29 protein-coding genes are annotated in these 25,865 nt (G+C 61.8%); 14 read left to right on the plus strand and 15 right to left on the minus strand.

The annotated features are described in order from the left end of the window. Positions 1 to 60 precede the first annotated feature (60 nt). Positions 61 to 723: a response regulator gene (locus tag AB1J88_RS09675; protein WP_430290934.1), complete on the plus strand. Its 663-nt coding sequence runs from the start codon at positions 61 to 63 to the stop codon at positions 721 to 723. Continuing rightward, positions 720 to 2,114 (plus strand): ATP-binding protein, encoded by a 1,395-nt coding sequence (locus tag AB1J88_RS09680; protein WP_430290935.1) that lies wholly within the window; start codon positions 720 to 722, stop codon positions 2,112 to 2,114. The genes AB1J88_RS09675 and AB1J88_RS09680 overlap by 4 nt, the downstream gene beginning before the upstream one ends. On the opposite strand, the gene AB1J88_RS09685 is transcribed toward AB1J88_RS09680, so the two are convergent. The 6 genes from AB1J88_RS09685 to AB1J88_RS09710 all read right to left on the minus strand — a co-directional run bounded on the left by AB1J88_RS09685 (position 2,085) and on the right by AB1J88_RS09710 (position 6,436). After that, complete coding sequence (locus AB1J88_RS09685) at positions 2,085 to 2,663, minus strand: LysE family translocator (protein WP_430290936.1); 579 nt, start codon at positions 2,661 to 2,663, stop codon at positions 2,085 to 2,087. The two genes, AB1J88_RS09680 and AB1J88_RS09685, sit on opposite strands and share 30 nt — an antisense overlap. Before the next feature lie 68 nt (positions 2,664 to 2,731). Next, positions 2,732 to 3,571, minus strand: coding sequence for an AraC family transcriptional regulator (locus tag AB1J88_RS09690; protein WP_430290937.1), 840 nt, complete (start codon positions 3,569 to 3,571; stop codon positions 2,732 to 2,734). A 102-nt stretch (positions 3,572 to 3,673) separates the two neighbouring features. Continuing rightward, positions 3,674 to 4,372: an arsenical resistance protein ArsH gene (arsH, locus tag AB1J88_RS09695; protein ID WP_430290938.1), complete on the minus strand. Its 699-nt coding sequence runs from the start codon at positions 4,370 to 4,372 to the stop codon at positions 3,674 to 3,676. Between the two features lie 12 nt (positions 4,373 to 4,384). After that, positions 4,385 to 4,855 (minus strand): arsenate reductase ArsC, encoded by a 471-nt coding sequence (locus AB1J88_RS09700; protein ID WP_041062974.1) that lies wholly within the window; start codon positions 4,853 to 4,855, stop codon positions 4,385 to 4,387. Positions 4,856 to 4,881: 26 nt separating this feature from the next. After that, the gene (locus AB1J88_RS09705; RefSeq protein WP_430290939.1) at positions 4,882 to 5,229 is read right to left on the minus strand and encodes a metalloregulator ArsR/SmtB family transcription factor; all 348 of its coding nucleotides are present in this window, start codon (positions 5,227 to 5,229) and stop codon (positions 4,882 to 4,884) included. 265 nt (positions 5,230 to 5,494) lie between these two features. Next, entirely contained in the window at positions 5,495 to 6,436 is a 942-nt protein-coding gene (locus AB1J88_RS09710) for a hypothetical protein (RefSeq protein WP_430290940.1), read from the minus strand. A gap of 306 nt (positions 6,437 to 6,742) precedes the next feature. Here AB1J88_RS09710 and AB1J88_RS09715 point away from each other — a divergent pair, with 306 nt between their 5' ends. After that, positions 6,743 to 7,426, plus strand: a complete 684-nt coding sequence (locus AB1J88_RS09715; protein ID WP_003223938.1) for a response regulator transcription factor — start codon at positions 6,743 to 6,745, stop codon at positions 7,424 to 7,426. Then, the gene (locus tag AB1J88_RS09720; protein ID WP_086790850.1) at positions 7,404 to 8,798 is read left to right on the plus strand and encodes a sensor histidine kinase; all 1,395 of its coding nucleotides are present in this window, start codon (positions 7,404 to 7,406) and stop codon (positions 8,796 to 8,798) included. The genes AB1J88_RS09715 and AB1J88_RS09720 overlap by 23 nt, the downstream gene beginning before the upstream one ends. 197 nt (positions 8,799 to 8,995) lie before the next feature. Here the strand turns inward: AB1J88_RS09720 and AB1J88_RS09725 are convergent, their stop codons facing one another. Beyond that, positions 8,996 to 9,793, minus strand: coding sequence for an SDR family NAD(P)-dependent oxidoreductase (locus tag AB1J88_RS09725; RefSeq protein ID WP_430290941.1), 798 nt, complete (start codon positions 9,791 to 9,793; stop codon positions 8,996 to 8,998). A gap of 176 nt (positions 9,794 to 9,969) precedes the next feature. Here AB1J88_RS09725 and AB1J88_RS09730 point away from each other — a divergent pair, with 176 nt between their 5' ends. Continuing rightward, on the plus strand, positions 9,970 to 10,629 hold the full coding sequence (locus tag AB1J88_RS09730) for a methyltransferase family protein (protein ID WP_108182367.1): 660 nt from the start codon (positions 9,970 to 9,972) through the stop codon (positions 10,627 to 10,629). 102 nt (positions 10,630 to 10,731) lie between these two features. Here the strand turns inward: AB1J88_RS09730 and AB1J88_RS09735 are convergent, their stop codons facing one another. After that, on the minus strand, positions 10,732 to 11,400 hold the full coding sequence (locus tag AB1J88_RS09735; RefSeq protein ID WP_047295035.1) for an HAD-IA family hydrolase: 669 nt from the start codon (positions 11,398 to 11,400) through the stop codon (positions 10,732 to 10,734). A gap of 78 nt (positions 11,401 to 11,478) precedes the next feature. After that, a complete protein-coding gene (locus AB1J88_RS09740; protein WP_041062997.1) occupies positions 11,479 to 11,892 on the minus strand; it encodes a response regulator in 414 nt (137 codons plus the stop codon). A gap of 199 nt (positions 11,893 to 12,091) precedes the next feature. Here AB1J88_RS09740 and AB1J88_RS09745 point away from each other — a divergent pair, with 199 nt between their 5' ends. Continuing rightward, positions 12,092 to 13,033 carry a class I SAM-dependent methyltransferase gene (locus tag AB1J88_RS09745; RefSeq protein ID WP_430290942.1) on the plus strand — a complete coding sequence of 314 codons (942 nt, stop codon included), beginning with the start codon at positions 12,092 to 12,094 and terminating at the stop codon, positions 13,031 to 13,033. A gap of 132 nt (positions 13,034 to 13,165) precedes the next feature. Here the strand turns inward: AB1J88_RS09745 and AB1J88_RS09750 are convergent, their stop codons facing one another. Continuing rightward, positions 13,166 to 13,945: a helix-turn-helix transcriptional regulator gene (locus AB1J88_RS09750; protein ID WP_430290943.1), complete on the minus strand. Its 780-nt coding sequence runs from the start codon at positions 13,943 to 13,945 to the stop codon at positions 13,166 to 13,168. A gap of 111 nt (positions 13,946 to 14,056) precedes the next feature. On the opposite strand from AB1J88_RS09750, the gene AB1J88_RS09755 reads away from it, so the two are divergent. Both AB1J88_RS09755 and AB1J88_RS09760 read left to right on the plus strand, forming a co-directional pair. After that, complete coding sequence (locus AB1J88_RS09755) at positions 14,057 to 15,172, plus strand: polyamine ABC transporter substrate-binding protein (protein WP_430290944.1); 1,116 nt, start codon at positions 14,057 to 14,059, stop codon at positions 15,170 to 15,172. Positions 15,173 to 15,345: 173 nt separating this feature from the next. Further along, positions 15,346 to 16,464 carry a P1 family peptidase gene (locus AB1J88_RS09760; RefSeq protein WP_430290945.1) on the plus strand — a complete coding sequence of 373 codons (1,119 nt, stop codon included), beginning with the start codon at positions 15,346 to 15,348 and terminating at the stop codon, positions 16,462 to 16,464. 93 nt (positions 16,465 to 16,557) lie between these two features. On the opposite strand, the gene AB1J88_RS09765 is transcribed toward AB1J88_RS09760, so the two are convergent. After that, the gene (locus AB1J88_RS09765; RefSeq protein WP_430290946.1) at positions 16,558 to 17,145 is read right to left on the minus strand and encodes an NAD(P)H-dependent oxidoreductase; all 588 of its coding nucleotides are present in this window, start codon (positions 17,143 to 17,145) and stop codon (positions 16,558 to 16,560) included. Between the two features lie 86 nt (positions 17,146 to 17,231). Here AB1J88_RS09765 and AB1J88_RS09770 point away from each other — a divergent pair, with 86 nt between their 5' ends. Next, on the plus strand, positions 17,232 to 17,870 hold the full coding sequence (locus AB1J88_RS09770; RefSeq protein WP_430290947.1) for a TetR/AcrR family transcriptional regulator: 639 nt from the start codon (positions 17,232 to 17,234) through the stop codon (positions 17,868 to 17,870). A 192-nt stretch (positions 17,871 to 18,062) separates the two neighbouring features. Here AB1J88_RS09770 and AB1J88_RS09775 read toward each other — a convergent pair whose 3' ends face one another. After that, on the minus strand, positions 18,063 to 18,749 hold the full coding sequence (locus AB1J88_RS09775) for a GNAT family N-acetyltransferase (protein WP_222015124.1): 687 nt from the start codon (positions 18,747 to 18,749) through the stop codon (positions 18,063 to 18,065). 256 nt (positions 18,750 to 19,005) lie between these two features. On the opposite strand from AB1J88_RS09775, the gene AB1J88_RS09780 reads away from it, so the two are divergent. Both AB1J88_RS09780 and AB1J88_RS09785 read left to right on the plus strand, forming a co-directional pair. After that, a complete protein-coding gene (locus tag AB1J88_RS09780) occupies positions 19,006 to 19,329 on the plus strand; it encodes a YXWGXW repeat-containing protein (RefSeq protein WP_430290948.1) in 324 nt (107 codons plus the stop codon). A gap of 41 nt (positions 19,330 to 19,370) precedes the next feature. Continuing rightward, complete coding sequence (locus tag AB1J88_RS09785; protein WP_095666916.1) at positions 19,371 to 19,583, plus strand: YXWGXW repeat-containing protein; 213 nt, start codon at positions 19,371 to 19,373, stop codon at positions 19,581 to 19,583. Between the two features lie 15 nt (positions 19,584 to 19,598). Here AB1J88_RS09785 and AB1J88_RS09790 read toward each other — a convergent pair whose 3' ends face one another. The 3 genes from AB1J88_RS09790 to AB1J88_RS09800 form a co-directional block, all read right to left on the minus strand. Continuing rightward, the gene (locus tag AB1J88_RS09790; RefSeq protein WP_430290949.1) at positions 19,599 to 20,159 is read right to left on the minus strand and encodes a YceI family protein; all 561 of its coding nucleotides are present in this window, start codon (positions 20,157 to 20,159) and stop codon (positions 19,599 to 19,601) included. Between the two features lie 92 nt (positions 20,160 to 20,251). Further along, on the minus strand, positions 20,252 to 21,247 hold the full coding sequence (locus AB1J88_RS09795; RefSeq protein WP_430290950.1) for an acyltransferase family protein: 996 nt from the start codon (positions 21,245 to 21,247) through the stop codon (positions 20,252 to 20,254). Positions 21,248 to 21,360: 113 nt separating this feature from the next. Then, positions 21,361 to 22,719: an MATE family efflux transporter gene (locus tag AB1J88_RS09800; protein ID WP_430290951.1), complete on the minus strand. Its 1,359-nt coding sequence runs from the start codon at positions 22,717 to 22,719 to the stop codon at positions 21,361 to 21,363. Between the two features lie 126 nt (positions 22,720 to 22,845). On the opposite strand from AB1J88_RS09800, the gene AB1J88_RS09805 reads away from it, so the two are divergent. From AB1J88_RS09805 to AB1J88_RS09815, 3 genes are all read left to right on the plus strand, one after another. Further along, on the plus strand, positions 22,846 to 23,415 hold the full coding sequence (locus AB1J88_RS09805) for a chorismate mutase (protein WP_430290952.1): 570 nt from the start codon (positions 22,846 to 22,848) through the stop codon (positions 23,413 to 23,415). 124 nt (positions 23,416 to 23,539) lie between these two features. Continuing rightward, positions 23,540 to 23,980, plus strand: a complete 441-nt coding sequence (locus AB1J88_RS09810) for a phage infection protein (RefSeq protein WP_430290953.1) — start codon at positions 23,540 to 23,542, stop codon at positions 23,978 to 23,980. Between the two features lie 227 nt (positions 23,981 to 24,207). After that, positions 24,208 to 25,851, plus strand: coding sequence for a sensor domain-containing diguanylate cyclase (locus tag AB1J88_RS09815; protein WP_430290954.1), 1,644 nt, complete (start codon positions 24,208 to 24,210; stop codon positions 25,849 to 25,851). Positions 25,852 to 25,865: the final 14 nt, after the last annotated feature.

A 25,865-nucleotide genomic window follows, 5' to 3' on the forward strand; every position in this document is an offset into this window, starting at 1 on the left:
CTGAAACGATCGTCGCCTGCGGGCCGACAGCAACCCGACACTCGACTGACAGGAGTCCGCGTGCGTTTATTACTGATTGAGGATGACGTGGCCCTCGGTGAAGGCATTCATCGGGCATTGGGCCGTGAGGGCTACACCGTCGATTGGTTGAAGGATGGCAGCAGCGCGTTGCATGCGCTGCTCAGTGAAACCTTTGACGTGGCGGTGCTCGATCTGGGCCTGCCGCGCATGGACGGCCTCGAAGTGCTGCAGCGCCTGCGCAACAGCGGTTCGAACCTGCCGGTGCTGATTCTCACCGCCCGCGATGCCACCGAAGACCGCATCGCCGGGCTGGATGCCGGCGCCGACGACTATCTGGTCAAACCGTTCGACCTCGCCGAACTCAAGGCACGCCTGCGCGCTCTGTTGCGGCGCAGTGCGGGCCGCGCTCAGGCGCTGATCGAGCACGCCGGCATCAGCCTCAACCCCGGCACCCAGCAGGTCAGCTATCAGGGCCAACCCGTGGCGCTGACGCCCAAGGAGTATCAGTTGCTGCATGAATTGCTCTCGCCGCCCGGCCGGGTGATGACCCGCGATCAATTGATCCAGCTGCTTTACGGCTGGAATGAGGAAGCGGAAAGCAACACCCTCGAAGTGCACATCCATCACCTGCGCAAAAAATTCTCCACTGACCTGATCCGCACCATTCGCGGTGTGGGGTATCTGGTGGAGGAGCGTCGATGACCTCGATTCGTCGCCGCACGCTGACGCTGATCATCGGGCTGTTGCTCGCGGGTCTTGCGGTGCTCAGCGTGTTCAACCTGCACGACAGCAACCACGAAATCGCCGAAGTCTACGACGCGCAACTGGCGCAAAACGCTCGCCTGCTGCAAGGCGTGATGCGCATGCCGCTGGCGAGCCAGGATCACTCGCAGTTGTATCAGGCGTTCAATCAGGCGCTCAGCGAAGCCAAGCCACGCGTCGACGGGCACCCTTACGAAAGCAAGATCGCCTTCCAGGTGTGGAACCCGAAAAACGAGGTGCTGGTGCACACCGCCAGTGCCCCGTCGTTCACCGCGCCGCCGACGCAACCGGGCTTCAGCGATGTGGTGGACTTGAACGGTCGCCACTGGCGCGCCTTCATGCTCGAAGACCCGCAAAACGGGCTGCGCATCTGGGTTGGCGAACGCGACGATGTGCGGGCCGATCTGGTCGACCGCATCGTGCGCCATACGCTGTGGCCGAACGTGCTGGGCAGTCTGATCCTCGCGGCGATGGTCTGGCTGGCCATTGGCTGGGGCCTCAAGCCGCTGGCGAACATGGCCGCGACCCTGCGCGCCCGCCACAGCGGCTCGCTGGAACCGTTGCAACTGACGCCCCTGCCCAGCGAACTGGAACCGATGCAGGCGGCGCTCAACCGCATGCTCGCGCAGATCCAGGAAGTGCTTGGCCGTGAACGGCGCTTCATCGCCGATGCCGCTCACGAGATGCGTACGCCGCTGGCGGTGCTGCGGGTGCATGCGCAAAACCTGCTGGAGGCCGGCACCGAACAGGAGCGCCGCGAGTCGTTGCAGTTCCTGATTTCCGGGGTTGATCGCGCCAGTCGCCTGGTCAATCAATTGCTGACCATGGCGCGCCTGGAACCGAAATCCAACCCGCCGCCGCTGCAACGCATCGACCTCAGCGAAACCGTGCGCAACAGCCTGGTGCAACTCACGCCGTGGCTGCTGAGCAAGCATCTCGAACTGGCCTTCGAAGACAGCGCACAAGCGCTGCACGTCATGGCCAGCACCGCCGCCATCGACATCGCCCTGAGCAACCTGATCACCAACGCCGCCAACTTCTCCCCGGAGAACGGGGTGATCACCGTCAAGCTGAGCGAGGCCGATGGCTGGTGCCTTTTGAGCGTCGAAGATCAGGGCCCGGGCATCGACGAGGCCGATCGGGCACGGTTGTTCGAACGCTTTTACAGTCGCGGCAACGCCAACGGTGCAGGCCTGGGGCTGACCATCGTCAACACCATCGCGTTGCGCCTGGGCGGACGGATTACGTTAGTCAACCGGGCCGAGGGCGGCTTGTGCGCAACGTTGTCAGTGCCGATCAGCTCAGGTGTGCAGCAACGCCGCGGCGGATGAAACGACCAGCAGCACCGCGAGGATCCGGTTCAGCCACTGCAACTGCGCCGGATTGCTCAGCCAGCGCGCCGCGCCCCGACCGAGCAACGCCCACAGCGCCAGACACGGCAACGACACCAGAAAGAACGCCAGGCACAACGCATTCAGCCCCTGCCCCTGCGCGGTGAACACGCTGATCACCGCAATCGCCATCATCCACGACTTGGGGTTGACCCATTGCAACAACGCGGCGCCAACCAGCCCCAGTTCGGGTTTCTCTTCGCCGGTGGCGGGGTCGATGGCGGTGGCCGGCGCGCTGAAGATCTGCCACGCCAGCCAGAGCATCCAGCCCATTCCCAGCGCACTGATCACCGGGCGCACGCCGGGCAGCATCAAGGTGCTGGCACCCGCACCGGCCACCCACACCAGCGACGCAGCGCCCGCTCCCGCGCCGAGGATGATCGGCAGGCACGGCCGCCAGCCGCGCCGGGCGCTGGTGCTGAGCACGATCAGATTGGTCGGCCCCGGAGTAACCGAAGCCACGAAGGCAAAGAGGATGAACGCAAGCATGGCACGGCCCTGTAGAAAGTCAGGGCCTACTCTGACGGCTGCGCAGGGCTGCGGTCTTGAACGTTTGTTCAGCGTCGAGAGGCGCCGATGGCGCGTTGCTGATAGGCGCCCGGCGTGATGCCATAAGCGCGTACGAACCAGCGGCCCAGATGGCTTTGGTCGGCGAATCCGAGGCGACTGGCGACGTCCACAGGCTGTATGCCGGCAGCGAGCATCTGCCGGCCCCGGCTGAGGCGCAACTGGATCAGCCACGCGTGCGGCGCGAGCCCATAGGCTGCCTTGAAGGCTCGAGTCAGGCGAAAGCGGTCGGTGCCGCAGACCTCGGCCAGGGTTTGCAGGCTGATGTCCTGTTCGTGAAAGGCCACCAGATAATCGCGCGCCTGACGGGCGATCAAAGGCGCGCGATTGGCAGCGGTCGGTTGCGGTCGCCGGTACAGATGAATCGCCAGTCGTTCGAGCAACGCGTCCAGCGCCACCTCGCGCACCATGCGCACGTCCTGTTGATGCAGCGCATTGAACGCAAACAAGGTGGCGCGGGCCAGCTCGGGATCATCGTTGAGCACACTGCCGATGCCCGGCAAGCCGCTGCCATAACTGCCCAGATGCAAACCGTCCAGCGCCTGTTCCAGCCATGCCGGTTGCAGGTACAGCATGCGATAAGTGAAGCCGTCCGGGCTCGGCGCGTCGCCATCATGAATGTCCCCGGGTTCGAGCATGAAGACTTTGCCCGGGGTACTGTCGTGCCGCGCCCGACGACTGTTGAAGCGCTGCACGCCTTGCTCGGTGAAGCCGATCAGGTAGGTCTCATGCCAGTGCGGATCGTAGGCATGCGCATGCCCGGCGAAATGCGCGTGCAGGGTTTCGATGCCGGTTTCCCGGTCGTGGGCAAGGTCGATCCAGTTACTCATGGCTTGAATACGCTAATGGGCTGGCGCCAGTAATCCACAATTGCCCCGGAACGGCTAGAACGTTTGTGCACTGCCCGACCGATGAAGGCGTGTCGCGGCGCTTCAGATCGAGCGCTGATTGACCCGGGCCATCAGTTGCTCGGCGCTTTCCTTGCGTTCGGAATAGCGATCCACCAGAAAATCCTGGCGCTCGCGCAGCAGCACGGTGAACTTCACCAACTCCTCCATCACATCGACCACGCGATCATAGAACGGCGAAGGTTTCATCCGCCCCGCCTCGTCGAATTCGGTAAAAGCCTTGGGCACCGAAGACTGATTGGGGATGGTGAACATACGAATCCAGCGCCCCAGCACACGCAGCTGATTGACCACGTTGAACGACTGCGAACCGCCGCAGACCTGCATCACCGCGAGGGTTTTGCCCTGGGTCGGACGCACCGCGCCAAGCTCCAGCGGGATCCAGTCGATCTGCGCCTTGAACACCGCCGACATCGCGCCGTGGCGTTCCGGCGAACACCACACCTGGCCTTCCGACCACAGCACCAGTTCGCGCAGTTCCTGCACTTTGGGATGATCGACCGGAGCATCGTCCGGCAACGGCAAACCGGACGGATTGAAGACACGCGTTTCGGCGCCGAAATGCTCCAGCAAACGTGCGGCCTCCTCCACCAGCAGACGGCTGAAGGAGCGCTCGCGGGTCGAGCCGTAGAGCAGCAGGATGCGCGGTTTGGGCCCGTGCAAAGGTGGCGTGTTGCGGCCTTCGAACAGGGTGTGATCAAGATTGGGCAGGTGCTTTGACATATGTCCTCCGGCTCAAAGGGAGCCGATGCGATCCAGTTCACGCTGAAGCTCAACGCGGCTGAGTGTTTGGAAAGGAAGACCGAGGAAGGTTGCGCAACGGCGCTCGATGATCGCCAGCGTGGCACGGAACGCCGCGTCCACGGCCGCCTCATCACCGGTCACCTCGGAGGGATCCTCCAGCCCCCAATGGCACTTGATTGCCGGGCCGAAGTACACCGGGCAGGTTTCGCCCGCCGCCTTGTCGCAAACGGTGATGACGATGTCCGGCGGGTTGCCTTCAAAGGCGTCGTTGCCCTTGCTGTACAAACCGTCGATAGCGATACCGGCCTGTTGCAGCGTCGTCAGGCTGCGCGGCAGCACCTGGCCCTTGGGAAAACTGCCGGCACTCACCGCCTCGAAGCCCTCCCGCGCCAGATGATTGAACATGGCTTCGGAAAGGATGCTGCGGCAACTGTTGGCCGTGCACATGAACAGGACACGCATGGGTAGCTCCCGGGGATATTTGAAGTTCAGCAGCACGCGGTTTCGCGGGCAGGACGGCCATCCATGTTGTGCAGGCGACAGGCGTTGTCCTTGAGCCAATCGGTGTTGGCCATGGCCGTGACCTTGAGGATCTGCCGAACCCAATCCGGCAGATCCGGGTTGAGCCGGTAATAGACCCATTGGCCCTGACGCCGATCAAGCAACACCCCATTGCTGCGCAATTGCGCGAGGTGGCGGCTGATTTTCGGCTGGCTGTCGTCGAGGGCGCACATCAGCTCGCAAACGCACAGCTCACCCTGCTCGGCAATCAGCAAGGTGGCGCGCACGCGGGTTTCGTCGGCCAGGCTTTTGAACAGTTCGGTGGGAGTGAGCATGGGGCGGACTCGAACATATGGAAAACCGAATATACGGATATCCATATATTATTCAACCCCGAGTTTCAGCGACAACGATGAGTCCTGCGGGAACGTGCGTGGTCGCAGAAAGCAAAAAGCCGCTTACACCGTGAAGTGAAAGCGGCTGAGGCAAAGGCCTCAATAGAGCAACAGGATCAGTGCACGAACAGGGCGATCAGGATAATGATCGGGATTGGCACACCGAGGAAAAACAGTAGTAGAGAGCGCATGGTGATTCTCCTTGTTAACGGACTGGAGGCAGCGTGGTGGTGGCGGTGTAAGTCTCGACTTCAACGTACTCGACTGCATCCCGACGACGGCCGCCGAAGGTGGCTGCCAGGCTGGCGAAGAACGCACCGGCCAACAGCGCAATGAACATCCACAGCGACGTCCAGGCAGCAACTTTGGCAGCGGTGTCAGCCGCCTGTTGGGCTTTGACCTTGGCATCGGCAATGGCTTTTTGAGTGCGCGCATAAACCTCGTCGACACGTTTCTCGGCATCGGCCTGACTCAGGTTGGTCCGCTGTGCGACCAGTTGCGCGAGGTAGGTGCGGTCTTCAGGACTGAGTTGGCCGTTGGCCAGGCTCTGGGCGAAGATCCGGGTCACCGCACCATGCGCGGCGTCATCGCTGACGGACGCAGGACGGTCATCGCGAAACAGGCTGTCGACGAAGTAACCGTATTGATCGCTGCTGGTGTTTGCTGCAGCGGTACCGGCCGCCTGAGTCGCGGCAGCGGCTGCGCCACCGGCGACACTGGCACCGGCCTGCACGCCGCCACTGATGACACTGCTCACCGAGCCGACGACCAGCACGGCGGTGACCAGCGTCGCCACACACCAGGCGAGGAAGCCATGGGCGGTATCACGGAAATACACTTCATCTCCGTGCATGTTGGCCCACTTCACCCGCAGGCGACCGGCGATGTAGCCACCCAGGCCGGAGGCGATAATCTGCGTCACCGCCAGCCAGACAATCGTGGAAATCCCCAGGCTTTTGGCGCTGACGCCCTCCCCGGCCCAAGGTGAAACGGCAGAGAATCCCAGACCGAAGCCAAGCAGCACCAGAATCATCGACAGTGCTGCAGCCGCCGCCGCGCCCGCGAAGATCGCGCCCCAGGACACGCCTGACACGTTGCTCGACTCTCCTTCGAAGGCCGGATAAAACCCATCAGAGGATCTATTCATTGTTGTAGTGCTCCAGGCATGAAAAATGGTGTTACAACTCGTCAGCAGATGAATTGCAGCGACCGTGCCAGTCGACAACTTTAAATAAACCTTTATTTTTCAACGAGTTAAAAAGACTGAACTTCTCTATTCATTGCAATTTGCAACAATGCACGCAAAGCAGCGGGTTTTCTGCATTGACGGCAAAACAGCCGGACACCCGAATCTGCGTTTGTGACAGGCTATACATGAAAGTTAATTTAAAGCGCGACGGAAAATACTTGGCAAAATGCTGCCATCCCGTTTGAACCGATCAAGGCCTGCTCTATGACTCGTATTTTGACCATCGAAGACGACGCCGTGACTGCCCGTGAAATCGTTGCCGAACTCAGCAGCCACGGCCTGGAAGTGGATTGGGTCGACAATGGCCGCGAAGGTCTGGACCGTGCCGTCAGCGGTAACTACGACCTGATAACCCTCGACCGCATGTTGCCGGAACTCGATGGCCTGGCCATCGTCACCACCCTGCGCACCATGGGCGTGGCCACGCCGATTCTGATGATCAGCGCGCTCTCCGATGTCGACGAGCGTGTGCGCGGCTTGCGGGCTGGCGGCGATGATTACCTGACCAAGCCGTTCGCCACCGACGAAATGGCCGCGCGCGTGGAAGTGCTGCTGCGCCGCCAGAACAGCGTCGCCACCCAGGCCACCACATTGCAGGTGGCCGACCTCGAACTGGATCTGATCAGCCACGAAGCACGCCGCGCCGAGCAGGTGCTGACGCTGCTGCCGACCGAATACAAGTTGCTGGAATTCCTCATGCGCAACAGCGGCCAGATCCTGTCGCGGATGATGATTTTCGAAGAAGTCTGGGGTTATCACTTCGACCCGGGCACCAACCTGATCGACGTGCACATCGGTCGTCTGCGCAAGAAGATCGACGCGGCGGGCAATGTTCCGCTGATTCGCACGGTACGGGGCTCGGGTTATGTCATTGCCGAACCCGTCTGACGGCTGGCGCTCCTCCAGCAGTCGTCTGCTGGCGCTGTACAGTTCGCTGTTCGTGGCCTGGAGCGCGATCCTCATGGGGGTCATGTACTTCGAAGTCTCCAGCTACCTCGATAACCTTGCCAAGCATTCGCTGATGCAACGTCAGCATCTGTTTTCGCACTTTCGCGGTGAACAACTGGAAGAAGCGCTCGCCGCCAGCATGACCTTCGACATCCGCGGCATCGACGCTTACGGCCTGTTCGACGCCCAGGGCGTGTACCTCGGTGGCGCCTTGCAGCAACTGCCCGAAGGCCTGCCGCTGGATGGCAAGATCCACACCCTGGATGACTGCGCCGATTCCGACGACCCGACCCTGCCCGCCGACAGCTGCGATGCGGTGGCGACTCAGACCCGCGATGGCCGCTGGCTGGTGTTGCTGCGCGATAACGGTTCGTTGTTCGCCGTGACGCGGATCATTCTGCATGCCTTGTTCTGGGGTGTGTCACTGACGATCCTGCCGGGGATTGCCGGCTGGCATTTGTTGCGCCGTCGGCCGCTGCGGCGCATCCGCGCGATTCAGGACAGCGCCCAGGCCATTGTCGCCGGCGACCTGACTCACCGTTTGCCGCTGTCCAACCGCCGCGACGAACTGGACATGCTCGCCGCCATCGTCAACGCCATGCTCGATCGCATCGAACGGCTGATGCACGAAGTCAAAGGCGTGTGCGACAACATCGCCCATGACTTGCGCACGCCACTGACGCGCCTGCGCGCGCAGTTGTATCGCATGCAGCAACAGGCCGGCGAAGGTTCGCCAGCTGCGGCGCAACTGGATCTGGTGCTGGCCGAGGCCGATACGCTGATGGCGCGGTTTCGCGGCTTGCTGCGGATTTCCGAACTGGAAGATCGTCAACGGCGCTCAGGATTTGTCGAGCTCGATCCAGTGCAATTGCTGGAAGAATTGCATGAGTTTTACCTGCCACTGGCCGAAGAAGGCGAACTGCTGTTCGTGCTGAACATGCCGGAAACCCTGCCGCCCCTCAATGGCGACCGCGCGTTGTTGTTCGAGGCGCTGGCCAATCTGTTGAGCAACTCGATCAAGTTCACTCCGGCGGGGGGCACGGTGATTTTGCGTGGTGTGAATGACGGCGGGCATACGCGGATCGAAGTCCACGATTCCGGGCCGGGGATTCCCGAAGCCGAGCGTGAGGCGGTGTTCCAGCGCTTCTATCGGGCCGAAGGCGGGCAACCGCAAAGCGGCTTTGGCCTGGGCCTGTCGATTGTCGCGGCGATTGTCAGCCTGCATGGCTTCAATCTTGAGGTGGGCAGCAGTGAATTGGGGGGCGCGAAACTGGTGCTGGATTGCCGGCAGAGTTTGATTTCGCAGTCCTGAATTCGCCCGATCTTTCAAACTGATACATCCCCTGTGGGAGCTGGCTTGCCAGCGATGGCGGCGGTCCAGTCAATATCTATTCGACTGAAACACCGCCATCGCTGGCAAGCCAGCTCCCACCGTTTTTTGTGTTGGATGATCAGGCCGGGTAATTGGCCCGCAGCGCCTCAAGGCCACCCTGATAGAGGCCGTTGAACTCAGATCGCCATACTGTCGACTACACCGCCATCTACGCGCAAGGCCGCGCCCGTGGTGGCGGAGGAAAACGGCGAGGCGATATACGTGACCAGATGCGCCACCTCGGCAACGTCGGCCACCCGCTGGATGATCGAGGTCGGCCGCGCCCGGCGGACGAAAGCGTCGGCTTCGTCGCGCAGGTTGCGACCGGACTCGGCCGCGGCGTCCTTGAGCATGTGCTCCACGCCGCCGGTAAAGGTCGGCCCCGGCAGGATCGCATTGACCGTCACGCCAGTGCCGGCCAGACGCTTGGCCAAGCCATGGGATACCGCGAGGTTGGCGCTTTTGGTCACGCCATAGTTGAGCATGTCGGCCGGGATGGCCACGCCGGATTCCGAAGACAGGAAAATGATCCGCCCCCAACCCTGCTCGACCATCGCCGGCGCGTAATGGCGCGACAGGCGCACGCCGGAAATCACGTTGACCTCATAGAAGCGCGTCCACTCGCTGTCCGGGGTGTCGAAGAAATCCACGGCGTCGAAGATCCCCAGGTTGTTCACCAGAATGTCTGTACGCGGTTCAGCGGCGAAGAGTTTTTCCGCGCCTTCGGCGGTGCCCAGATCCGCCGTCAGACCCCGCAATTGCGCACCCGGCACCTGCTGCCGAATGCTCGCCAGCGCTTGCTCGACCTTGGCCGCTTCACGCCCGATGACCACCACCGTGGCGCCGGCTTCGGCCAGCGACTGACTGATGCCCAGACCAATGCCACCCGTGCTGCCGCTGACGATGGCCAGTTTTCCACTCAAGTCGATTTTCATGGGTTCACCTCTTCGATAGGCAATACACGGACGAATAGAAGGAATGGATCAGCGTAGACGCGATGTCGGCCGTATGAAGACGTGGCCGACCAAAGACCGGTCGCGAACGATCCGACGCCTTCGCGGGTTGAGCGGCGTTCTACACTGAAAGGGTCAGCTGCTTTTTAGAGAACACCATGAAAATGTCTGCGCAAATGACCGTGGTCGCGGTGCTGGCCACCCTTGCCTATCTGGGGCTGGCGGTGTGGGGCATCGGCGGGCCGGCGGTGTTCTTCTCGCATCGGGCGCTGGTGTTGGTGGCGCTGGCCACGGTATTGATGGTGCTGGCGTCGCTGTTCACCGATGTGAACATGAGCTCGGGCGAGCGCGAGGACCGGGCCAATCGCTGGGTGATTCCGGCGTTCGGCGTCATCGGTCTGCTCAGCGGTTTTCTGCCGGCGTACTGCGATCGCATCGACTTCTGGACCTTCGGCGCTGAAGGTGTGCGCTGGCTCGGCGCGCTGCTGTTTATCGTTGGTGGCGCGCTGCGACTGTGGCCGGTGTTTGTGCTGGGCCGACGGTTCAGCGGGTTGGTGGCGATTCAGCCGGGGCATCGGTTGGTCACCGACGGCATTTACACGCGCCTGCGCAACCCGAGCTACCTGGGCTTGGTGGTCAATGCCGTGGGCTGGGCGCTGGCGTTTCGTTCCAGTGTCGGGTTGATTCTGGCGGCGCTGACATTGATTCCGTTGATCGCGCGTATCCACTCGGAAGAAGCGTTGCTGCGCGGGCAGTTTGGTGCGGAGTACGAGGCCTATTGCGCACGTAGCTGGCGCTTGTTACCGGGCGTCTACTGACCCTGTAGGAGCTGCCGAAGGCTGCGATCTTTTGACCTTGCTTTTGAAAATCAAAGGCAAAAGATCGCAGCCTTCGGCAGCTCCTACAGAGATTGTGTTGTGTCAGGTCTTTTGCAGGTGCAGTTGGCCTTGGCTGTTGGCGGTGACGCTCAGCGACTCATAACTGTCGATCGTCGCGTGGCGGGTGTCGAGCGGATGCTGGTGGGTTGTGGTGATGATCATCAGCGCCGCTCCGGCTGCTTCAGCAGCCTGGATGCCGACGGTGGCGTCTTCGAAAATCAGGCAATCGGCGGGATCAAGCCCCAGACGCTGCGCGGCCAGACGATAACCCGCCGGATCAGGCTTGCCGGCCGTCACATCCTCAGCCGTAATCATCACCGCTGGCTCGGCAATCCCCGCTGCCGCCATGCGGCGCAACGCCAGATCCCGAGGCGCCGACGTCACCATGGCCCAACGCTGCGCAGGCAGGCTGTCGAGAAACGCCGCGGCCCCGGGAATCTGCACAATCCCTTCGACATCATCGATTTCCGCCTGCGCGATGAACGCCGCTTGCGCCTCGGCATCAACCCCCGGCAGGTTCAGCCGGCGAATGGTGTCGATGGCGCGGGCACCGTGAATGGTCGGCAGAAACGTTTCGACATCCACGCCGTGGCGCTCGGCCCACGCCGCCCAGACGCGCTCGGCAGCAGCAATGGAATTGAGGACGGTGCCGTCCATGTCGAACAGGAACGCGCCGAACGCGCGATCGAAGACGTTATCGTGAGCAGACAAAAGGTCGCATCCTTTGACAGAACTGGGCGGATTGGCCGGGCAATGTAGCATTTTTGCCCGGCAATTCGACCCGAAGACTCAGTGCAGACGCGCGGCCTTGGATTTGAACGCGCTGTCGACACAATCGAGCAACTGGCCGATGGCCCAGGGCTTTTTGATGAACGCCACCGGATGCTTGACTCCGGAAGTCTCCGGCGTTTCATAACCGGACATGACCATCACCGGTTTGTCCGGCCAGCGCTCGCCGACCAGATTGGCCAGCCCCGCGCCGTTGATTTCACCGGGCATGGTGATGTCGGTCAGCAGCAGCGCGACTTCCGGCGCGTGCGCCTCCAGATACAGCTTGGCGGCATCCGCACTGGTTTGCGGCTCGACCTTGAAACCTTCCTCCTGAAGAATTTCGCAGAGAAATTCCAGAATCAACGGGTCGTCCTCAACCACCAGAATCAACCCGCCAGGAAGGTGCGCGCTCGGCGTCGGTGTTGGACTCATGAACTGGCACTCCCTGAATTGCATTAACGACTTAGCGGCTCAAATCCGCTGCTTATCAGGTATGAGCAGCGCGCCCTGCATAAATTCATTTTTGATACAGGTCTTTTCTTAACAGTGGTCAGTGGTCTTGGCTTTCGGGCGTTCGTCAGGCGGTTTTTGTGGTTAAAATGCCGGCCCTTTTGCTTGCCGACCGTGACTGATGAACCCTGAAGCCCTCACCACCCTCCGCGCCCACTTGTTACCAGCACTGGCGGCCGCACCGAGCGAAACCCGTCGCCTGTTCCATGGCCGCGGGCGTTGCTGGCCGGGGCTGGAGCAACTGACGGTGGACTGGCTGCAAGGCGTGGTGCTGGTCTCGCTGTTCAAGGAACCGGCACCGGAACAGCTCGAAGCGCTCAAGCACGTGCTGCTCGACCTCAGCGCCTCGGCCGAGTGGCAGCAGTCCGGCGCCCACACCCTGCTGCTGCAACATCGCTATTTGCCGCAAAGCACCGCCGAATGGTTGCTGGGGGATGCAATCGACGAGATGAGCATCGTCGAGGGCGGCTTGCAATACCGCGTCGATCTGGGCCGCAAGCAGAACGCCGGGCTGTTTCTCGACATGCGCTACGGACGCGACTGGGTGCGTGAGCACGCCGAGGGCAAGCGCGTGCTGAACCTGTTCGCCTACACCTGCGGGTTTTCCGTGGCGGCCATCGAAGGCGGCGCCCGCCACGTGGTCAACCTCGACATGTCCCGCGCGGCCCTGAGCCGTGGTCGCGACAATCATCGCTTGAACGGGCATGACTTGAGCAAGGTGAGTTTCCTTGGCCACGACCTGTTCAAGTCCTGGGGCAAGGTGATCAACAGCGGCCCGTACGACCTGGTGATCATCGACCCGCCATCATTCCAGAAAGGCAGTTTCCTGCTGACCAAGGATTACCAGCGGGTGCTGCGTCGTTTGCCGGAATTGCTCACGGCAGACGGCACGGTGCTGGCGTGCATGAATGATCCGTCGTTGGGTTCGGGCTTTTTGATTGATGGCGTGACTCAAGAGGCGCCGAGTCTGCGCTTTGAGCAGCGGCTGGAGAATCCGCCGGAGTTTCCGGATGTCGATCCCGAGAGCGGCCTGAAGGCGCTGGTGTTCAAACGTTTCGACTGACCTGACACCCCGCCAACACCGCTGATCCCTGTGGGAGCTGGCTTGCCAGCGATGGCGGTGTTTCTGGTAACGAGGATGTCAGCTGTGCCGCCCTCATCGCTGGCAAGCCAGCTCCCACAGGGGTTTGGTGGGTCAGGAAGTGGGTGGACGCAACACCAGCGCAAACAGTTCACCATGCCCGTTCACGTTGAGCTTGTGATAGAGATTGCGCCGATGGACCTTCACCGTCTCCGGCGAAATCCCCATCTGCTGGGCGATGGCCTTGCTGGAAAACCCTTGCAGAATCAGCCGCGCGGTGTCGACTTCGCGCAGTGTCAGACGCGCGTCGAAGCGATCGAGCAGCGTCGCCAGATCCCCCGCCACCGGCTCGGTGCCGGTCCCTTGCGGCGGCAATAGCTGCACGTGACGGCGCATCGCCGCCAGCACCCAGTCGCGCACGCACAACAGACAGCCCTGCTCGACCAGATCGAAAGCCGTCGAGCGCCCCAGCGACAGGCCCAGTACACCGCCGTCGATGTTGATCATGAACTGCAACTCGTCCTCACCGACCACCGAGCGAAAGTAGCTCTGGTAATACTCGCTGTGCAGAAACTGGTCGGGCGCCACCGAGGCCAGGCTGTGCAGGCCGTCGGCGATGCCGGTCGAGGCGGTTTGATAAAACGGATCAAGCAGGTACATCCCGGCGCTGTAGCTGGCCAGCTCTTCCTGCTCGTCGGCGCGGCCCTTGCTGTCGAAGTCGATCAGCAACTGCGGCGCCTGCCCCGCCTTCATCAGCGCCACCAATGCGTTGTCCAGCGGCACCAGCAGCCGCAGCGTGTCGACCAGCGAACGCCAGAACCCGTCGTGGCCGACGGCGGCAAACACCCGCGCCAGACTCTGATGCACCGGCAACTCCTGCAACAACGCGTCCACGCACTACCCCTTTTGTGTAACCCATGATGGGAATGGGTCAGGCGCGCCCGCCCCGATAGGCTGAGCACTCCTGTCAATTACCGGCCTGCCGCAGGCCAGGAGTGCCGCATCATGCGTTGTCGTCGTGGCTATATCAACCGGGGCATCAACCTTGGCCTGCTCGCCTGTCTGGGCGCCACATTCGCTGCCAGTGCCGCCGACGCACCGAGCGTGCACGTCTACAACTGGTACGACTACATCGGCCCCACGACCTTGGCTGATTTCAAGCGCGACAGCGGCATTCAACCGGTTTACGACACCTTCGACAGCGCCGAAGTGCTCGAAGGCAAACTGCTGACCAGCCGCAGCGGTTACGACGTGGTGGTGGCGAGCAACTTCAGCCTGCCGACGCTGATCAAGGCCGGCGCCCTCGCCCCGCTGCCGCGCGATCAACTGCCGGGCTGGAAGAATCTGGACAGCGATCTGCTGAGCAAACTGGCCAACAACGATCCCGGCAATCAATACGCCGTGCCTTATCTGTGGGGCACCAACGGCATCGGCTACAACGTCGACAAGGTGCGCGCAGCCCTCGGCGACAAGGCGCCGCTGGATTCCTGGGACCTGGTGTTCAAGGAAGAGAACCTCGCCAAGCTTGGCCAGTGCGGGGTGGCGATGCTCGATTCGCCGTCGGAAATGCTCCCGGTGGCCCTTCACTACTTGGGCTTGCCGCCCAACAGCACCAATCCCGAGGACTATCAGAAAGCCGAAGCGCTGCTGCTCAAGTTGCGCCCGCACATTGCCTACTTCAACTCGTCGAAATTCATCAGTGACCTGTCCAACGGCAACATCTGCGTGGCCGTTGGTTGGTCCGGCGCGATGCTCGAAGCCAAAACCAACGCCGAGCAGGCCAACAACGGTGTGAAGATCGCCTACAGCCTGCCCAAGGAAGGCGCGCCGGTGTGGTTCGACACGCTGGTGCTGCTCAAGGATGCGCCGAACCGCGCTCAGGGCCTGGCGTTCATCGACTACCTGCTGCGCCCGGAAGTGATCGCGCCGGTCAGTGATCACCTGTCGTACCCCAACGGCAACCGCGCCGCGACCCCGCTGGTGGCCGCAGCCACGCGGGATAACCCGGCGGTGTATCCGTCGGCGGCGGCGATGGCCACGTTGTACACCCTGGAGCCACTGCCCAAAGCCACCGAACGCGTGCGCACGCGGGTGTGGAGCAAGGTCAAGAACGGCCAGTAACCCCACCTGCAAACCACACAAAACCTGTGGGAGCGTGGCTTGCCCGCGATGACGGAGTGTCAGGCGACACATGCATTGGCTGGACGGACGCCTTCGCGGGCAAGCCACGCTCCCACAGGGTTTTGTGCTCAGCCCCACTCATTCATTTCTGCCTTGTTATAGAGAGACAACCCATGAAACCTCGTGCCCGTGACCTCAACATCCGCATCGGCCAACTGCAACCCGGCCCGCTCAACGCCATCACCGATGTCCCCGGCGTGCGCGTCGGCCACAGTAATGTGCGTGGCCGCAGCGACAGCGGACGCGACATCTGCACCGGCGTCACCGTGATCGAACCGCGCCGTGGCTCAAGCAACCAGCAACCTTGTTTTGCCGGGGTGCATGTGCTCAACGGCAACGGCGATGCCACCGGCCTTGAGTGGATTCGCGAGGCCGGGCTGTTGACCAGTCCCATCGCCTTCACCAACACCCATAGCCTCGGCGTGGTGCGCGATGCACTGATTGCGCTGGACCGCCAACAGCAACCGGACGACGGTCGGCTCTACTGGAACATGCCGGTGGTGCTGGAAACCTTCGATGGCTTGCTCAACGACATCAACGGTTTTCACGTCAAGCCCGAGCATGTCGCCGAGGCACTGAATTGCGCGCATGCCGGTGCCGTTGAAGAAGGCGCCGTCGGTGGCGGCAGCGGCATGATCTGCCATGAATTCAAGGGTGGGATTGGCAGCGCCTCACGGCGTTTGAGCAGCGCTCAGGGCGGCTGGACGGTGGGTGCGATCGTGCAGGCCAACCACGGCATTCGCAGCGAGTTGCGGGTCGACGGTTATCCGGTGGGCCGTTATATGGAACAAGTGGATTCGCCGTTCCTGCGTGCCTCGCTGCCGCATCCGGGCATGGGTTCGATCGTGGTCTGCCTGGCGACCGACGCACCGCTGCTGCCGCATCAATGCACGCGTCTGGCACAGCGCGCCAGCCTTGGTCTGGCGCGCAGCGGCGGCGGCAACGAAGACCACAGCGGCGACATCTTCATCGCCTTCGCCACCGGCAACGAACAGGTGCCGCCTGCTGCCTACGAGGGCAAAGGCGCGCCGACCTGCGACGGCTTGCGCATGGTCAACAACGACCACATCAGCGAGCTGTTCCTCGCCGCCACCGAAGCGGTCGAAGAAGCGATCATCAACGCCCTGCTCGCCAGCGAGAGCACTGAGGGCAATGGACATGCGGTGCAAGGGCTGGACTCAGAAACGCTGCTCGCCGCCCTCGCCAAGGCTGGCTGGCCCGGCGCCCGCTGACCTGTAGGAGCTGCGGCACGCTGCGATCTTTTGATCTTGCTTTAAAAAAATCAAAAGATCGCAGCCTTCGGCAGCTCCCGCATGAGGTGGGAATCAGGTGAACATCTGGGCGCCGATGTGCCGTGCCGTCTGCAGATGCTCCTGCGGATCACGCACCTCCGACTCCACCATCAGCGTCGAACTGACCACTGTCGCCCCGCTGTAATCGAAAATCCCGTGTTCGATCTGCGCCTTCATCGCCGGGCCATAACCGTGGCGTTCGTAGGCGCGCTCATCGGCCCCTGCAAGGCCGACCAGATGCACGCGCAGGCGCTGCAGCTTCTTCACGTGCTTGAGGTCGCCAGCGAAATCGAACGCCCAGCCGTTGCTGAACACCCGATCAATCCAACCCTTGAGCAACGCCGGCATCGACCACCAGTACACCGGGAATACCAGCACCAGAGCGTCGGCCCGGTCAATCCGTGCCTGTTCCGCCAGTACGTCGGATGGCGGCAGCGCCTCACGGTGATGCACGGCGAAATCCGCTGCGCCGAACACCGGCTGAAACCCCTCGGCGTACAGATCAGCGATTTCCCAGGTATTGGCGGGGTTGGCGCGGTTCAGGCCCTCGGCAATCTGCGTCGCCACACTGCAGGTCAGCGAACGCGGCTCGTGATGCGCCACAACAATCAATGCGTGCATGGTCATTCTCCTGTAAGTTTGCGCTGACCAAGGGCTATGTACTCTTGGTAAGTTACGAACAGTAAGTTACGTTTGGTATATAACCGATGTCAACCACAGAAATCACCGAAGCCGATTCCCCTGCCCAACCGCGCCGTCGCCTGTCGCGCGAAGATCGCAACCGCCAGTTGCTCGACGTCGCTTGGCAGATCATTCGCGCCGAGGGCACCGATGCGCTGACCCTGGGTTATCTGGCGGACAAGGCCGGGGTGACCAAACCGGTGGTCTACGACCACTTCACCACTCGCTCGGGCTTGCTCGCGGCGCTGTATCGCGACTTCGATACTCGCCAGACTGCGGTGATGGATGCAGCGATCGACCATTGCCCGCCAACGCTGATCGACACCGCGACGGTAATCGCCACGGCATACGTCGATTGCGTGTTATTGCAGGGCAATGAAATTCCGGGAGTGATTGCCGCGCTGGGCAGCACGCCGGAGCTGGAAAAGATCAAGCGTGACTACGAGACGATCTTCCTCGAAAAGTGCCGCAGTGTGCTGCAACCGCTGGCTGCTGGCGGGGAAATCACCCAGGCCGGTTTGCGCGCGATGCTCGGTGCCGCCGAGGCGTTGTCGAATGCTGCCGCCAGTGCTGAAATCAGTGCCGGGCAAGCGAAAGACGAATTGTTCGCCACCATCATCGCGATGGTGGAACGGGCCGCCGCCCGTGCGACTAGCGGTACTTGAGTCAGCCTCTGCGCGTTCCCATGATGAAGGTACGCAGGCGCTTCACTCCTGAGCGCCTGTGTAGGGATCGGGTGTTCTGAACCCCAAATCAAGCCCGTTCCCTGTTTCATGCGCAGCTTGAGCCTCATGGGCTCTACTTCTCCCCATCAAAGAGCCTTGAGGCTCTTTTTTTGTCCGCTTTTTGCCGCTGACTCAGTGCAGCGTCAAACGCTGGCGCACGAACGCTTCAGTGTGCCGGGTGACCTGATCGAGATGCCGGTCGCGCTGCTTCTCGGCATCGAGCATCGCGCGCTTGCCGTTCTTCTGCAGCAGGTAGGTGTGGATCTGCTGCACTTCCAGCGAGCGGTAGATCGGTGTGGTGTCGATAAAACCGCGCAAGCCGTTGCTGCGGTAATGCCGGGTGCTCATCAGCACCTGGGTTTCGCGAGCGCCGATCACCTCGAACCCCAGCGCTTCGAAATACGGCACCTTGCCGACACTGCAGGTCAGTTCGGCATGCGGGTAACGGCTGACCATCTCGCCGATCATCGCCCGCGCCACGCCCTGGCGCCGATAGCCTTCACGCACCGCCATGTAGGCGACGCTGCACGCTTCCCAGTCGCCCTGCACCGGCAAGTACAAGAGGAAACCGGTGACCTGCTCCGGATCGTCCTCGGCGGTCGCCACCAGCAATTCCACCTCGGTGCCCTTCTCGCCGTTCAGCGCCTCCAGATACAGATGCACCTCATAGCCGATCGCGTACTGATAGACGTTGTACAGCAGATTGCTCGGGCCGAGACCGACCGCGCTGATGTCGGTGAGGTAATCGACCACCAGTTGCAGAATCTGGCTGTTGACGCTCTCGGGGCATGGGGATTTGTAGTGGGTGATACGTGACATGACGGGTGAACTCCGGCGAAAAACCGCGCCATCATACCCTGTCCCGACGCCTGCTCTGTGTAGGAGCTGCCGAAGGCTGCGATCTTTTGGCTTTATAGAAGCAAGATCAAAAGATCGCAGCCTGCGGCAGCTCCTACAGGGAAGCTCGCGGTTGACCTGAAGAAAATTTCATCCTCCGTGAAGCGGATTTTTCGCCGATTTGGCGTCCAATTCTTCAGCTGCGTTCACTTTTTCACGCAGGCCTTGAGGAGTTGTCATGAGCGTTTTGCGTTCACTGTTCAAATGGCGAAAAACCCTGCTGCTGGTGCCGATGACGCTGGCGGCGCTGGCCAGTGCGCCAGCGTTTGCCCAGCAGGTGGTGATCGTCCAGCAAGCCCCACCGCCGATGCGCATGGAAGTGATGCCCGGCGCGCGTCCCGGGTATATCTGGGATCAGGGCCACTGGCGCTGGGAAGGACGCGGTTACGTGTGGATGCCCGGCCATTGGCAACCGGTGCGTCACGGTGCGCACTGGCGACCGGGGCACTGGCAGGCACGCGGGCCGAACTGGTTCTGGGTTGAAGGGCGTTGGGTGCGCTGATTGGCCGTCGACCTGCACACCTCTTCTATAAGGAACAACCCATGTCCAGAAGCATTAAAGCCTTGCTCGCCGCCGCACTGGTGGCTATCACCCTATCCGGTTGCGTCGTCGAACCGGTCCGTCCGCACCGGCCACCGCCGCCAGTGGAAGTGGTGCCGGTGATGCCTGCGCCGGGCTATCACTGGGTCGCCGGGCATTACCGTTGGGGCGGCCATGAATGGCGCTGGGTGCCGGGACACTGGCGCGCCTACTGACCGCAACGGCTGGCGTCACTGCTGTGGCGCCACCACCTTGAAAGTGATCGCAATGTCGTTGGACACCACGGTATCCGCCAACTCCCCCGCTCCGAGCCCGAATTCGCTGCGCTTGAGCACCAGCTCGCCGTCGAAAATGCCGATCGCGCTGTCCGGCTTCAGCTCAACCGGCACCTGCACCTCGCGTGTAATGCCTTTGACGGTGAGCAGACCGGCGACCAGATAGCGGTTGTTCGCCACGCGGGTAAAACGGCTGGATACGAACACCGCCTCAGGAAAGCGCTGGGTATCGAACCACGCCGGTTTCACCAGCTCGGTATTGGCGTCGTCGCTGCCGGCATCGATGCTGGCCAGGTCGATGTGCAACGTAGTGTGGGCGTTGGCGAGGTTGTCGCTGTCGAACTGCAGCGTCGCGTCGAACTTGCCGAAGGTGCCATAAACCTGGTCGCCGAATTGCTTGTAAATGAAGCTGATCTTGCTGGCGGTGGTGTTGACGCGATTGTATTCAGCGGCCTGCACGCAGGTCATGACGCACAGGCCGGTAAACAGTGCCGCAGCGGTGAATCGGGCACGCATGGGATTCTCCGGACAGGGCAAACCTTCGAGGCCTCGATTGACTTAAGCAAACAACCGGCAGTTGTGCCATGTCATCTGTCCGCCGAATTGGCTCAGGCAGTCGTCTCGGCGCGCTGGGTTTGAACGCACTGCCGCTGCCCGCGACGCAGGCGATGGCGCAGCTTCAGAGCCGGGCGTTCGACGCAGTAGTAGGAAACCCCGCTCAGCGCAAAGGCCAGCACCAGCACCGCCACCACGATCTGGGCGTCGTAGGCAACCGGCCAGAAACCGCGCAAGAAGTACATCACCACAAAGTGATTGAGGAACACCCCGTAACTGATGTTGCCGAGGAGCTCGTCAACCCGGTGATATTTGAATCGGGTCAGCAGATACACCGCAGGGATGCCCAACGCGATACCCAGGCTCACCTCCGCGTTGAACGGACGACGTTCGATCAGCCCTGCCATGATCGCGACAAAGAGCAACCCTGCCAGCACCGCCGTACCGGCGGCGATCACCAGGCCTTTGGCCTGAGGCCGGTACAGGTAACTGCCGCACAGGAAGATAAAAAGTACACCGGGCAGCAACCGGTAACCGTAGATATCGGTGTTGAGGTAACCCAGACACGCCAGCATGAAAATGCCGACCGAAAGTACAAATGCAGCGCCCCGCAGCTTGAAAATCAGCAGAAACGGGATCACCAGGTAGAAGCACATCTCCAGGCCGAGCGACCAGGCCGGGGGGACGATTTCGGTTCCCGCCACCCCGAACATGTAGAAGCCGAGCGGCAGCATGAGCACGCTGCTGACGATCGTCTTGAGCGTCAGTTCCGCCGCCTGAGGGGTACCGGGCAGAAGGAAATGGATCACCGTGCAAGAGAGGACGAAGTAGAACAGGAACTGCGGGTACAACCGCAAGGCCCTGTCCATGTAGAACAGGCCGATTTTCCCGGGGACACTATAGTTGCGCTCGATCAGCGAGGTCATGACAAAACCGCTGATGATCAAAAAGGAGATGACCGCGACCACTCCCGGGTTGAACCCTGCAACTGTTTTGCCCATATGAGAAACGGCGACCAGAACGGCCAGCAACAGACGAAAAGCTCCCATCGATACCCTCAAGCGTCCTTATCGTTATGGCGGGTAAGCTACGACGCTTTGATCGACAATGCCAGCGAGACAAAAAAGGGCCGCCCTCAAAGGATGGCCCTCTCTCAATCCCGTCAGACCAGCCGCTCGATCTTCTGATGCTGCCAGACCAGTTTGTAATACAGCGTCTGCAACACCAGCATGCCCAGATACGCCACCGGAAACGCCATCCAAACGCCTTGCAAACCGTACTGCCCGTCCAGCCAGTAAGCCGCCGGCAGCTGCACGCCGACCACGCAGACAATGGCGATTGCCACCGGCACCAGCACCGTGCCACTGGCGCGCATGATGCCGCCGATGATCGCCTGGAAACCAAACACCAGCAGGCTCCACAACATGATGTGCAGCAAGTGCTCAGCCATCGCCCGGGTCGATTCTTCGGTCAGGAACAGTCCCAGCAACCAGTGCGATAACAGGTAACCGAGCACGATCAAGCCACCGGTCAGGCACACGTTGATCAACAGCCCGGTGCGCAGGATCGCGGCCAGGCGCTGCAGTTGCCCGGCACCGATGGCCTGGGCGCCAAGGATCGAGGCAGTGATGGCAATCGACAGCGCCGGAAACTGCACGTAGTTGACGATCTGCGTCACCGCGCCATACGCCGCCGTCGCCTGCGAGCCGTGCTGGTTGACCAGCGCCAGAATCACCAGCTCCGACAGCGACAACACGATCATCTGCACCCCGGTCGGCAGGCCAATGCGCAGCACTTTGCCCAGAATCGCCCTGTCCAGCCGCAGTGCCGCGAAGAACTCACGGTCCGGCGCCAGCGGATGGTTGTTGCGAATCAACCGCCAGGCCAGCCATGCCATGGCCGACAGGTTGCCAGCCAGACCGGCGAAGGCCGCGCTCTGGATGCCCAACTGGGGCAAACCGAACCAGCCACGAATCAGCGCCGGGGTCAGCGCCAGCCCGACCGAGGTCGATACCATCAGCGCCAACAATGGCGATACGGTGTCGCTGACCCCGCGCAGCAATTGCGTGAACAGCACAAACACCAGCATCGACGGCAGAATCCACATCATCACGTGCGCATACGCCACCGCGTCGTCCAGCACATCCGCCGGCGTCCCCAGCCCCTGCAACGCCTGCCGCGCAAACACACTGCCCAGTACCGCGGCGAGCAAGCCGATCAACACCCCCAACAGCAGCGTCGCCCCGGTGATCGCCTTGACCATGTGCGCCTCGCGCGCGCCCCACGCCTGACCGATCAAGACCCCGGCACCCGCGCCCAGACCGATCACCAGCGCAATGAAGAAAAAGATCACCGGAAACATCCCCGACACCGCTGCCAACGCCTGAGTCCCGAGCATTTGCCCGATGTAAATGCTGTTGACCGTGCCCGACATCGATTGCAGAAAATTGGACAGCACCATCGGCGCGAGGAACAACAGGTAGGTTTGCCAGAGTGGTTTGCGGGTGCCAGGGGTTTGCATTGAGGGTCCGTCTCGGGGTGGGAGATGCGATGGATATTACGCTAGATGCGCAGGTTAAAGTCGGTCGACATCGCCTCTGCGCAAGGCTTAAATGTCGGCACTATTTTCCGTGGAACGCACCCGCCCATGACCCCGTTGCGAAATGCCCTGACCTGTTCCCTGCTGGTTGTTTTCAGCCACATGGCTGGCGCCGCCGAAGCCACTGCTCCCACCGAATCGTTGCGTCCCTTGCTGGCAACCTTGAACGAACGCCTGAACATCGGCGATCTGGTGGCACTGACCAAATGGGACAGCGGCAAGCCGATTCAGGACAGCCCGCGCGAAGCGCAGGTCATTGCCAATGCCCGCACACTGGCGACCGAACATCAGCTCGACCCCGAAGACGTGGCTCAGTTGATCGCCGCGCAGATGGAGGCGAACAAACTGGTGCAGTACGGATTACTCGCGCGATGGCAAGCGGCCGGGGCGGCGCCGGACACCCCGCGACCGGATCTGGCGAAGCAGATTCGTCCGCGTCTGGACGAGTTGCAAACCCGCCTGCTGCGCCAGTACGCCGACTTCGCGCCGCACCGCCGCGAGCCGAATTGCCAGGCGTTGCTGGCCAAGGCTCGGCAGGGTCTGACCCACGACGCACTGCATGATCTGGCCCTGACCCGTGCCACCGGAGAGCTGTGCATTCGGGCGCCGGAGCTTTAAATCAGGGGTTCCGGCATACATCGCTGGCGTCGATAGTCACCATCACGTCAATGAAGTTCTCATAAAAAATCCGCGGCGTAACATCAGCTCCATACCAACCCAATACACCCCGGAGCACACGATCATGAAACGCCAAACCATCCTCGGCATCGCTTTCTCGGTTCTTGCAGTTAACGCTTTTGCAGCAACACCCGCTCACACCCTGGTCGCTGAAGGCGGCTCGGACAAGTTGATTGAAAGCCGTTTGGCTGAAGGTGGTTCTGATCGTCTGCTGGAACGCCGTGTAGCCGAAGGTGGCTCGGATCGTCTGCTGGAGCGCCGTGTAGCCGAAGGTGGTTCGGATCGTCTGCAGGAACGCCGCGTGGCTGAGGGTGGCTCGGATCGTCTGCAGGAACGCCGTGTGGCTGAAGGTGGTTCGGATCGTCTGCTGGAGCGCCGTGTAGCCGAAGGTGGTTCGGATCGTCTGCAGGAACGCCGTGTGGCTGAAGGTGGTTCGGATCGTCTGCTGGAACGCCGCGTGGCTGAAGGTGGTTCGGATCGTCTGATCGAAAGCCGTAACGCCTGAAACACCAGTTCTAAAGCAGTCAAGGAAAGCCCGGCCTGATCAGCCGGGCTTTTTCATTTTGTCGTATGCAGGCGTGGTTCTTTTCAACAATCAGCGTCAGAACGGATCTTGCCCTGTAGAGCATCGGCGAAACTTCCGACGGCTCTTATCCGGAGCGACCGACTGGCAGCCCGACGCTTAATGCGCATACCATGCGGCCACAACGTCCAAACAGAATTTGCCTGCCCATGCTCAAAGCCAGTCTGCGAAGCCACCTGACCCTCTGGTTCGCCGGTTTGTCCTTACTGACCCTGGTGAGCGTCGGCTTCTATGTCGGCCATATCGCCACCGAACAGATGAAACAGGCCAGCGGCAGTGCCCTGCTCAATACCGCGCGTTCGGCGGCGACGCTGCTCGGTGACCAGTTGCGCGAACGCCAGCTGGAGGTTTACCTGCTCAGCCGTGCGCCGCATCTGGAACGTGGCGATCTCGACAACCCGGCGATTCTCAAGTCAATGCAACTGCGCACCCAGGCCCGTGCCGAGTATGCGTGGATGGGCGTGACCGATGCCGAGGGCCATGTGCATCAAGCGGTCAATAATTTGCTGGTCGGGCAATCGGTGCAGCAACGCCCATGGTTTCAGGCGGGTCTGCGGGGCGAGTACACCGGTGACCCGCACGAAGCGGTGTTGCTGGCCAAACTGCTACCGGGAACACCCAACGGCGAACCGCTGCGCTTCATCGATTTCGCCGCCCCGATCCGCAACGCCGATGGCCAGGTGATTGGCGTACTGGGCGCGCACGCGCACTGGAGCTGGGTGACGCGCATCGTCGAATCGGCAGCGTTCTCGCATAAAAATGCCTCGCCGGATATCGAAGCGCTGATCATTGATCACGATGGCAAGGTGCTGTACCCGGAAGCGCTGATGGGCCAGCAACTGGCGGTGAATGATTCGAAGTCGCCGGGCTGGTCGGTCGGCAACGGTTACCTGACCAGCATGGTCACCGTACCGACGCCTTCGAGTACCGCGCTGTCATGGTCGATTGCCGTGCGCCAGCCACTGGACACCGCGCTGGAACCGGCACGCCTGCTGCTCTATAAATTGCTGCTGCTGGGGGTGGCCGCCGCCGTCGCGTTCGGGCTGGTGGCGTATTACCTGGCGCAGTACCTGAGCCGGCCCATCGAGCAACTCGCGCATTCGGCCAAACAGGTGCAGAACCAGCAGCCCGGCGCACACTTCCCGCTGCAACACCCGGTGCGGGAAATCGCCCAGCTGGGGCAGTCGATTGACGCCATGACCCAGTCGCTGCTGGCCAAGGAACGCGAACTGCAGGAAGCCAACGCCTCCCTGGAAGCCACCGTCGCCCAGCGCACCGCCGCACTCATGCAGGCCAATGCCGAACTGTTGAACCTGGCGACCCACGATGCCCTGACCGGCGTCTACAACCGCCGTCGCTTCGACGAAAAACTCAGCGAGTACAGCCTGCTCTTCCGCCGCACCGGGCGACCGTTTGCCCTGCTGCTGATTGATGCCGACCACTTCAAGCGCATCAACGACACCTACGGCCATGCGATTGGCGACGACGTGCTGCAGCAATTGGCGCAACTCATTCAGGTCAGCGTGCGCGCCACCGATTTCGTTGCCCGTTACGGCGGCGAGGAGTTCGCCGTACTGCTGCCGGAAGTTGCCCAGCCTGATACGCCAGAGGTGGTAGCCGAAAAGATCCGTGTTGCCGTGGCACAGGCGCACTTTCCCAACATCGGACAGGTCACGGTAAGCATTGGCGTCGCGCTGGCCGATCCGGCGGACAACAGTCACACGATGCTGATCAAACGTGCCGATCAGCAGCTGTATCAGGCGAAAGCGGCGGGCCGTAATCAGGTGGTTTGATCAGCGAGGTGTAA

It is taken from the genome of Pseudomonas sp. S8, assembly GCF_050473925.1.
GTDB lineage: Bacteria > Pseudomonadota > Gammaproteobacteria > Pseudomonadales > Pseudomonadaceae > Aquipseudomonas > Aquipseudomonas parakoreensis.

What these genes read in the sequence shown, in the direction of transcription:
- AB1J88_RS09680 (WP_430290935.1), top strand. Translation starts at nt 720, where the DNA reads ATGACCTCGATTCGTCGCCGCACGCTGACGCTGATCATCGGGCTGTTG.
- AB1J88_RS09685 (WP_430290936.1), bottom strand. Translation starts at nt 2,663, where the DNA reads ATGCTTGCGTTCATCCTCTTTGCCTTCGTGGCTTCGGTTACTCCGGGG.
- AB1J88_RS09690 (WP_430290937.1), bottom strand. Translation starts at nt 3,571, where the DNA reads ATGAGTAACTGGATCGACCTTGCCCACGACCGGGAAACCGGCATCGAA.
- arsH (WP_430290938.1), bottom strand. Translation starts at nt 4,372, where the DNA reads ATGTCAAAGCACCTGCCCAATCTTGATCACACCCTGTTCGAAGGCCGC.
- AB1J88_RS09700 (WP_041062974.1), bottom strand. Translation starts at nt 4,855, where the DNA reads ATGCGTGTCCTGTTCATGTGCACGGCCAACAGTTGCCGCAGCATCCTT.
- AB1J88_RS09705 (WP_430290939.1), bottom strand. Translation starts at nt 5,229, where the DNA reads ATGCTCACTCCCACCGAACTGTTCAAAAGCCTGGCCGACGAAACCCGC.
- AB1J88_RS09710 (WP_430290940.1), bottom strand. Translation starts at nt 6,436, where the DNA reads ATGAATAGATCCTCTGATGGGTTTTATCCGGCCTTCGAAGGAGAGTCG.
- AB1J88_RS09715 (WP_003223938.1), top strand. Translation starts at nt 6,743, where the DNA reads ATGACTCGTATTTTGACCATCGAAGACGACGCCGTGACTGCCCGTGAA.
- AB1J88_RS09720 (WP_086790850.1), top strand. Translation starts at nt 7,404, where the DNA reads ATGTCATTGCCGAACCCGTCTGACGGCTGGCGCTCCTCCAGCAGTCGT.
- AB1J88_RS09725 (WP_430290941.1), bottom strand. Translation starts at nt 9,793, where the DNA reads ATGAAAATCGACTTGAGTGGAAAACTGGCCATCGTCAGCGGCAGCACG.
- AB1J88_RS09730 (WP_108182367.1), top strand. Translation starts at nt 9,970, where the DNA reads ATGAAAATGTCTGCGCAAATGACCGTGGTCGCGGTGCTGGCCACCCTT.
- AB1J88_RS09740 (WP_041062997.1), bottom strand. Translation starts at nt 11,892, where the DNA reads ATGAGTCCAACACCGACGCCGAGCGCGCACCTTCCTGGCGGGTTGATT.
- AB1J88_RS09745 (WP_430290942.1), top strand. Translation starts at nt 12,092, where the DNA reads ATGAACCCTGAAGCCCTCACCACCCTCCGCGCCCACTTGTTACCAGCA.
- AB1J88_RS09755 (WP_430290944.1), top strand. Translation starts at nt 14,057, where the DNA reads ATGCGTTGTCGTCGTGGCTATATCAACCGGGGCATCAACCTTGGCCTG.
- AB1J88_RS09760 (WP_430290945.1), top strand. Translation starts at nt 15,346, where the DNA reads ATGAAACCTCGTGCCCGTGACCTCAACATCCGCATCGGCCAACTGCAA.
- AB1J88_RS09765 (WP_430290946.1), bottom strand. Translation starts at nt 17,145, where the DNA reads ATGCACGCATTGATTGTTGTGGCGCATCACGAGCCGCGTTCGCTGACC.
- AB1J88_RS09770 (WP_430290947.1), top strand. Translation starts at nt 17,232, where the DNA reads ATGTCAACCACAGAAATCACCGAAGCCGATTCCCCTGCCCAACCGCGC.
- AB1J88_RS09775 (WP_222015124.1), bottom strand. Translation starts at nt 18,749, where the DNA reads ATGTCACGTATCACCCACTACAAATCCCCATGCCCCGAGAGCGTCAAC.
- AB1J88_RS09780 (WP_430290948.1), top strand. Translation starts at nt 19,006, where the DNA reads ATGAGCGTTTTGCGTTCACTGTTCAAATGGCGAAAAACCCTGCTGCTG.
- AB1J88_RS09785 (WP_095666916.1), top strand. Translation starts at nt 19,371, where the DNA reads ATGTCCAGAAGCATTAAAGCCTTGCTCGCCGCCGCACTGGTGGCTATC.
- AB1J88_RS09790 (WP_430290949.1), bottom strand. Translation starts at nt 20,159, where the DNA reads ATGCGTGCCCGATTCACCGCTGCGGCACTGTTTACCGGCCTGTGCGTC.
- AB1J88_RS09795 (WP_430290950.1), bottom strand. Translation starts at nt 21,247, where the DNA reads ATGGGAGCTTTTCGTCTGTTGCTGGCCGTTCTGGTCGCCGTTTCTCAT.
- AB1J88_RS09800 (WP_430290951.1), bottom strand. Translation starts at nt 22,719, where the DNA reads ATGCAAACCCCTGGCACCCGCAAACCACTCTGGCAAACCTACCTGTTG.
- AB1J88_RS09805 (WP_430290952.1), top strand. Translation starts at nt 22,846, where the DNA reads ATGACCCCGTTGCGAAATGCCCTGACCTGTTCCCTGCTGGTTGTTTTC.
- AB1J88_RS09810 (WP_430290953.1), top strand. Translation starts at nt 23,540, where the DNA reads ATGAAACGCCAAACCATCCTCGGCATCGCTTTCTCGGTTCTTGCAGTT.
- AB1J88_RS09815 (WP_430290954.1), top strand. Translation starts at nt 24,208, where the DNA reads ATGCTCAAAGCCAGTCTGCGAAGCCACCTGACCCTCTGGTTCGCCGGT.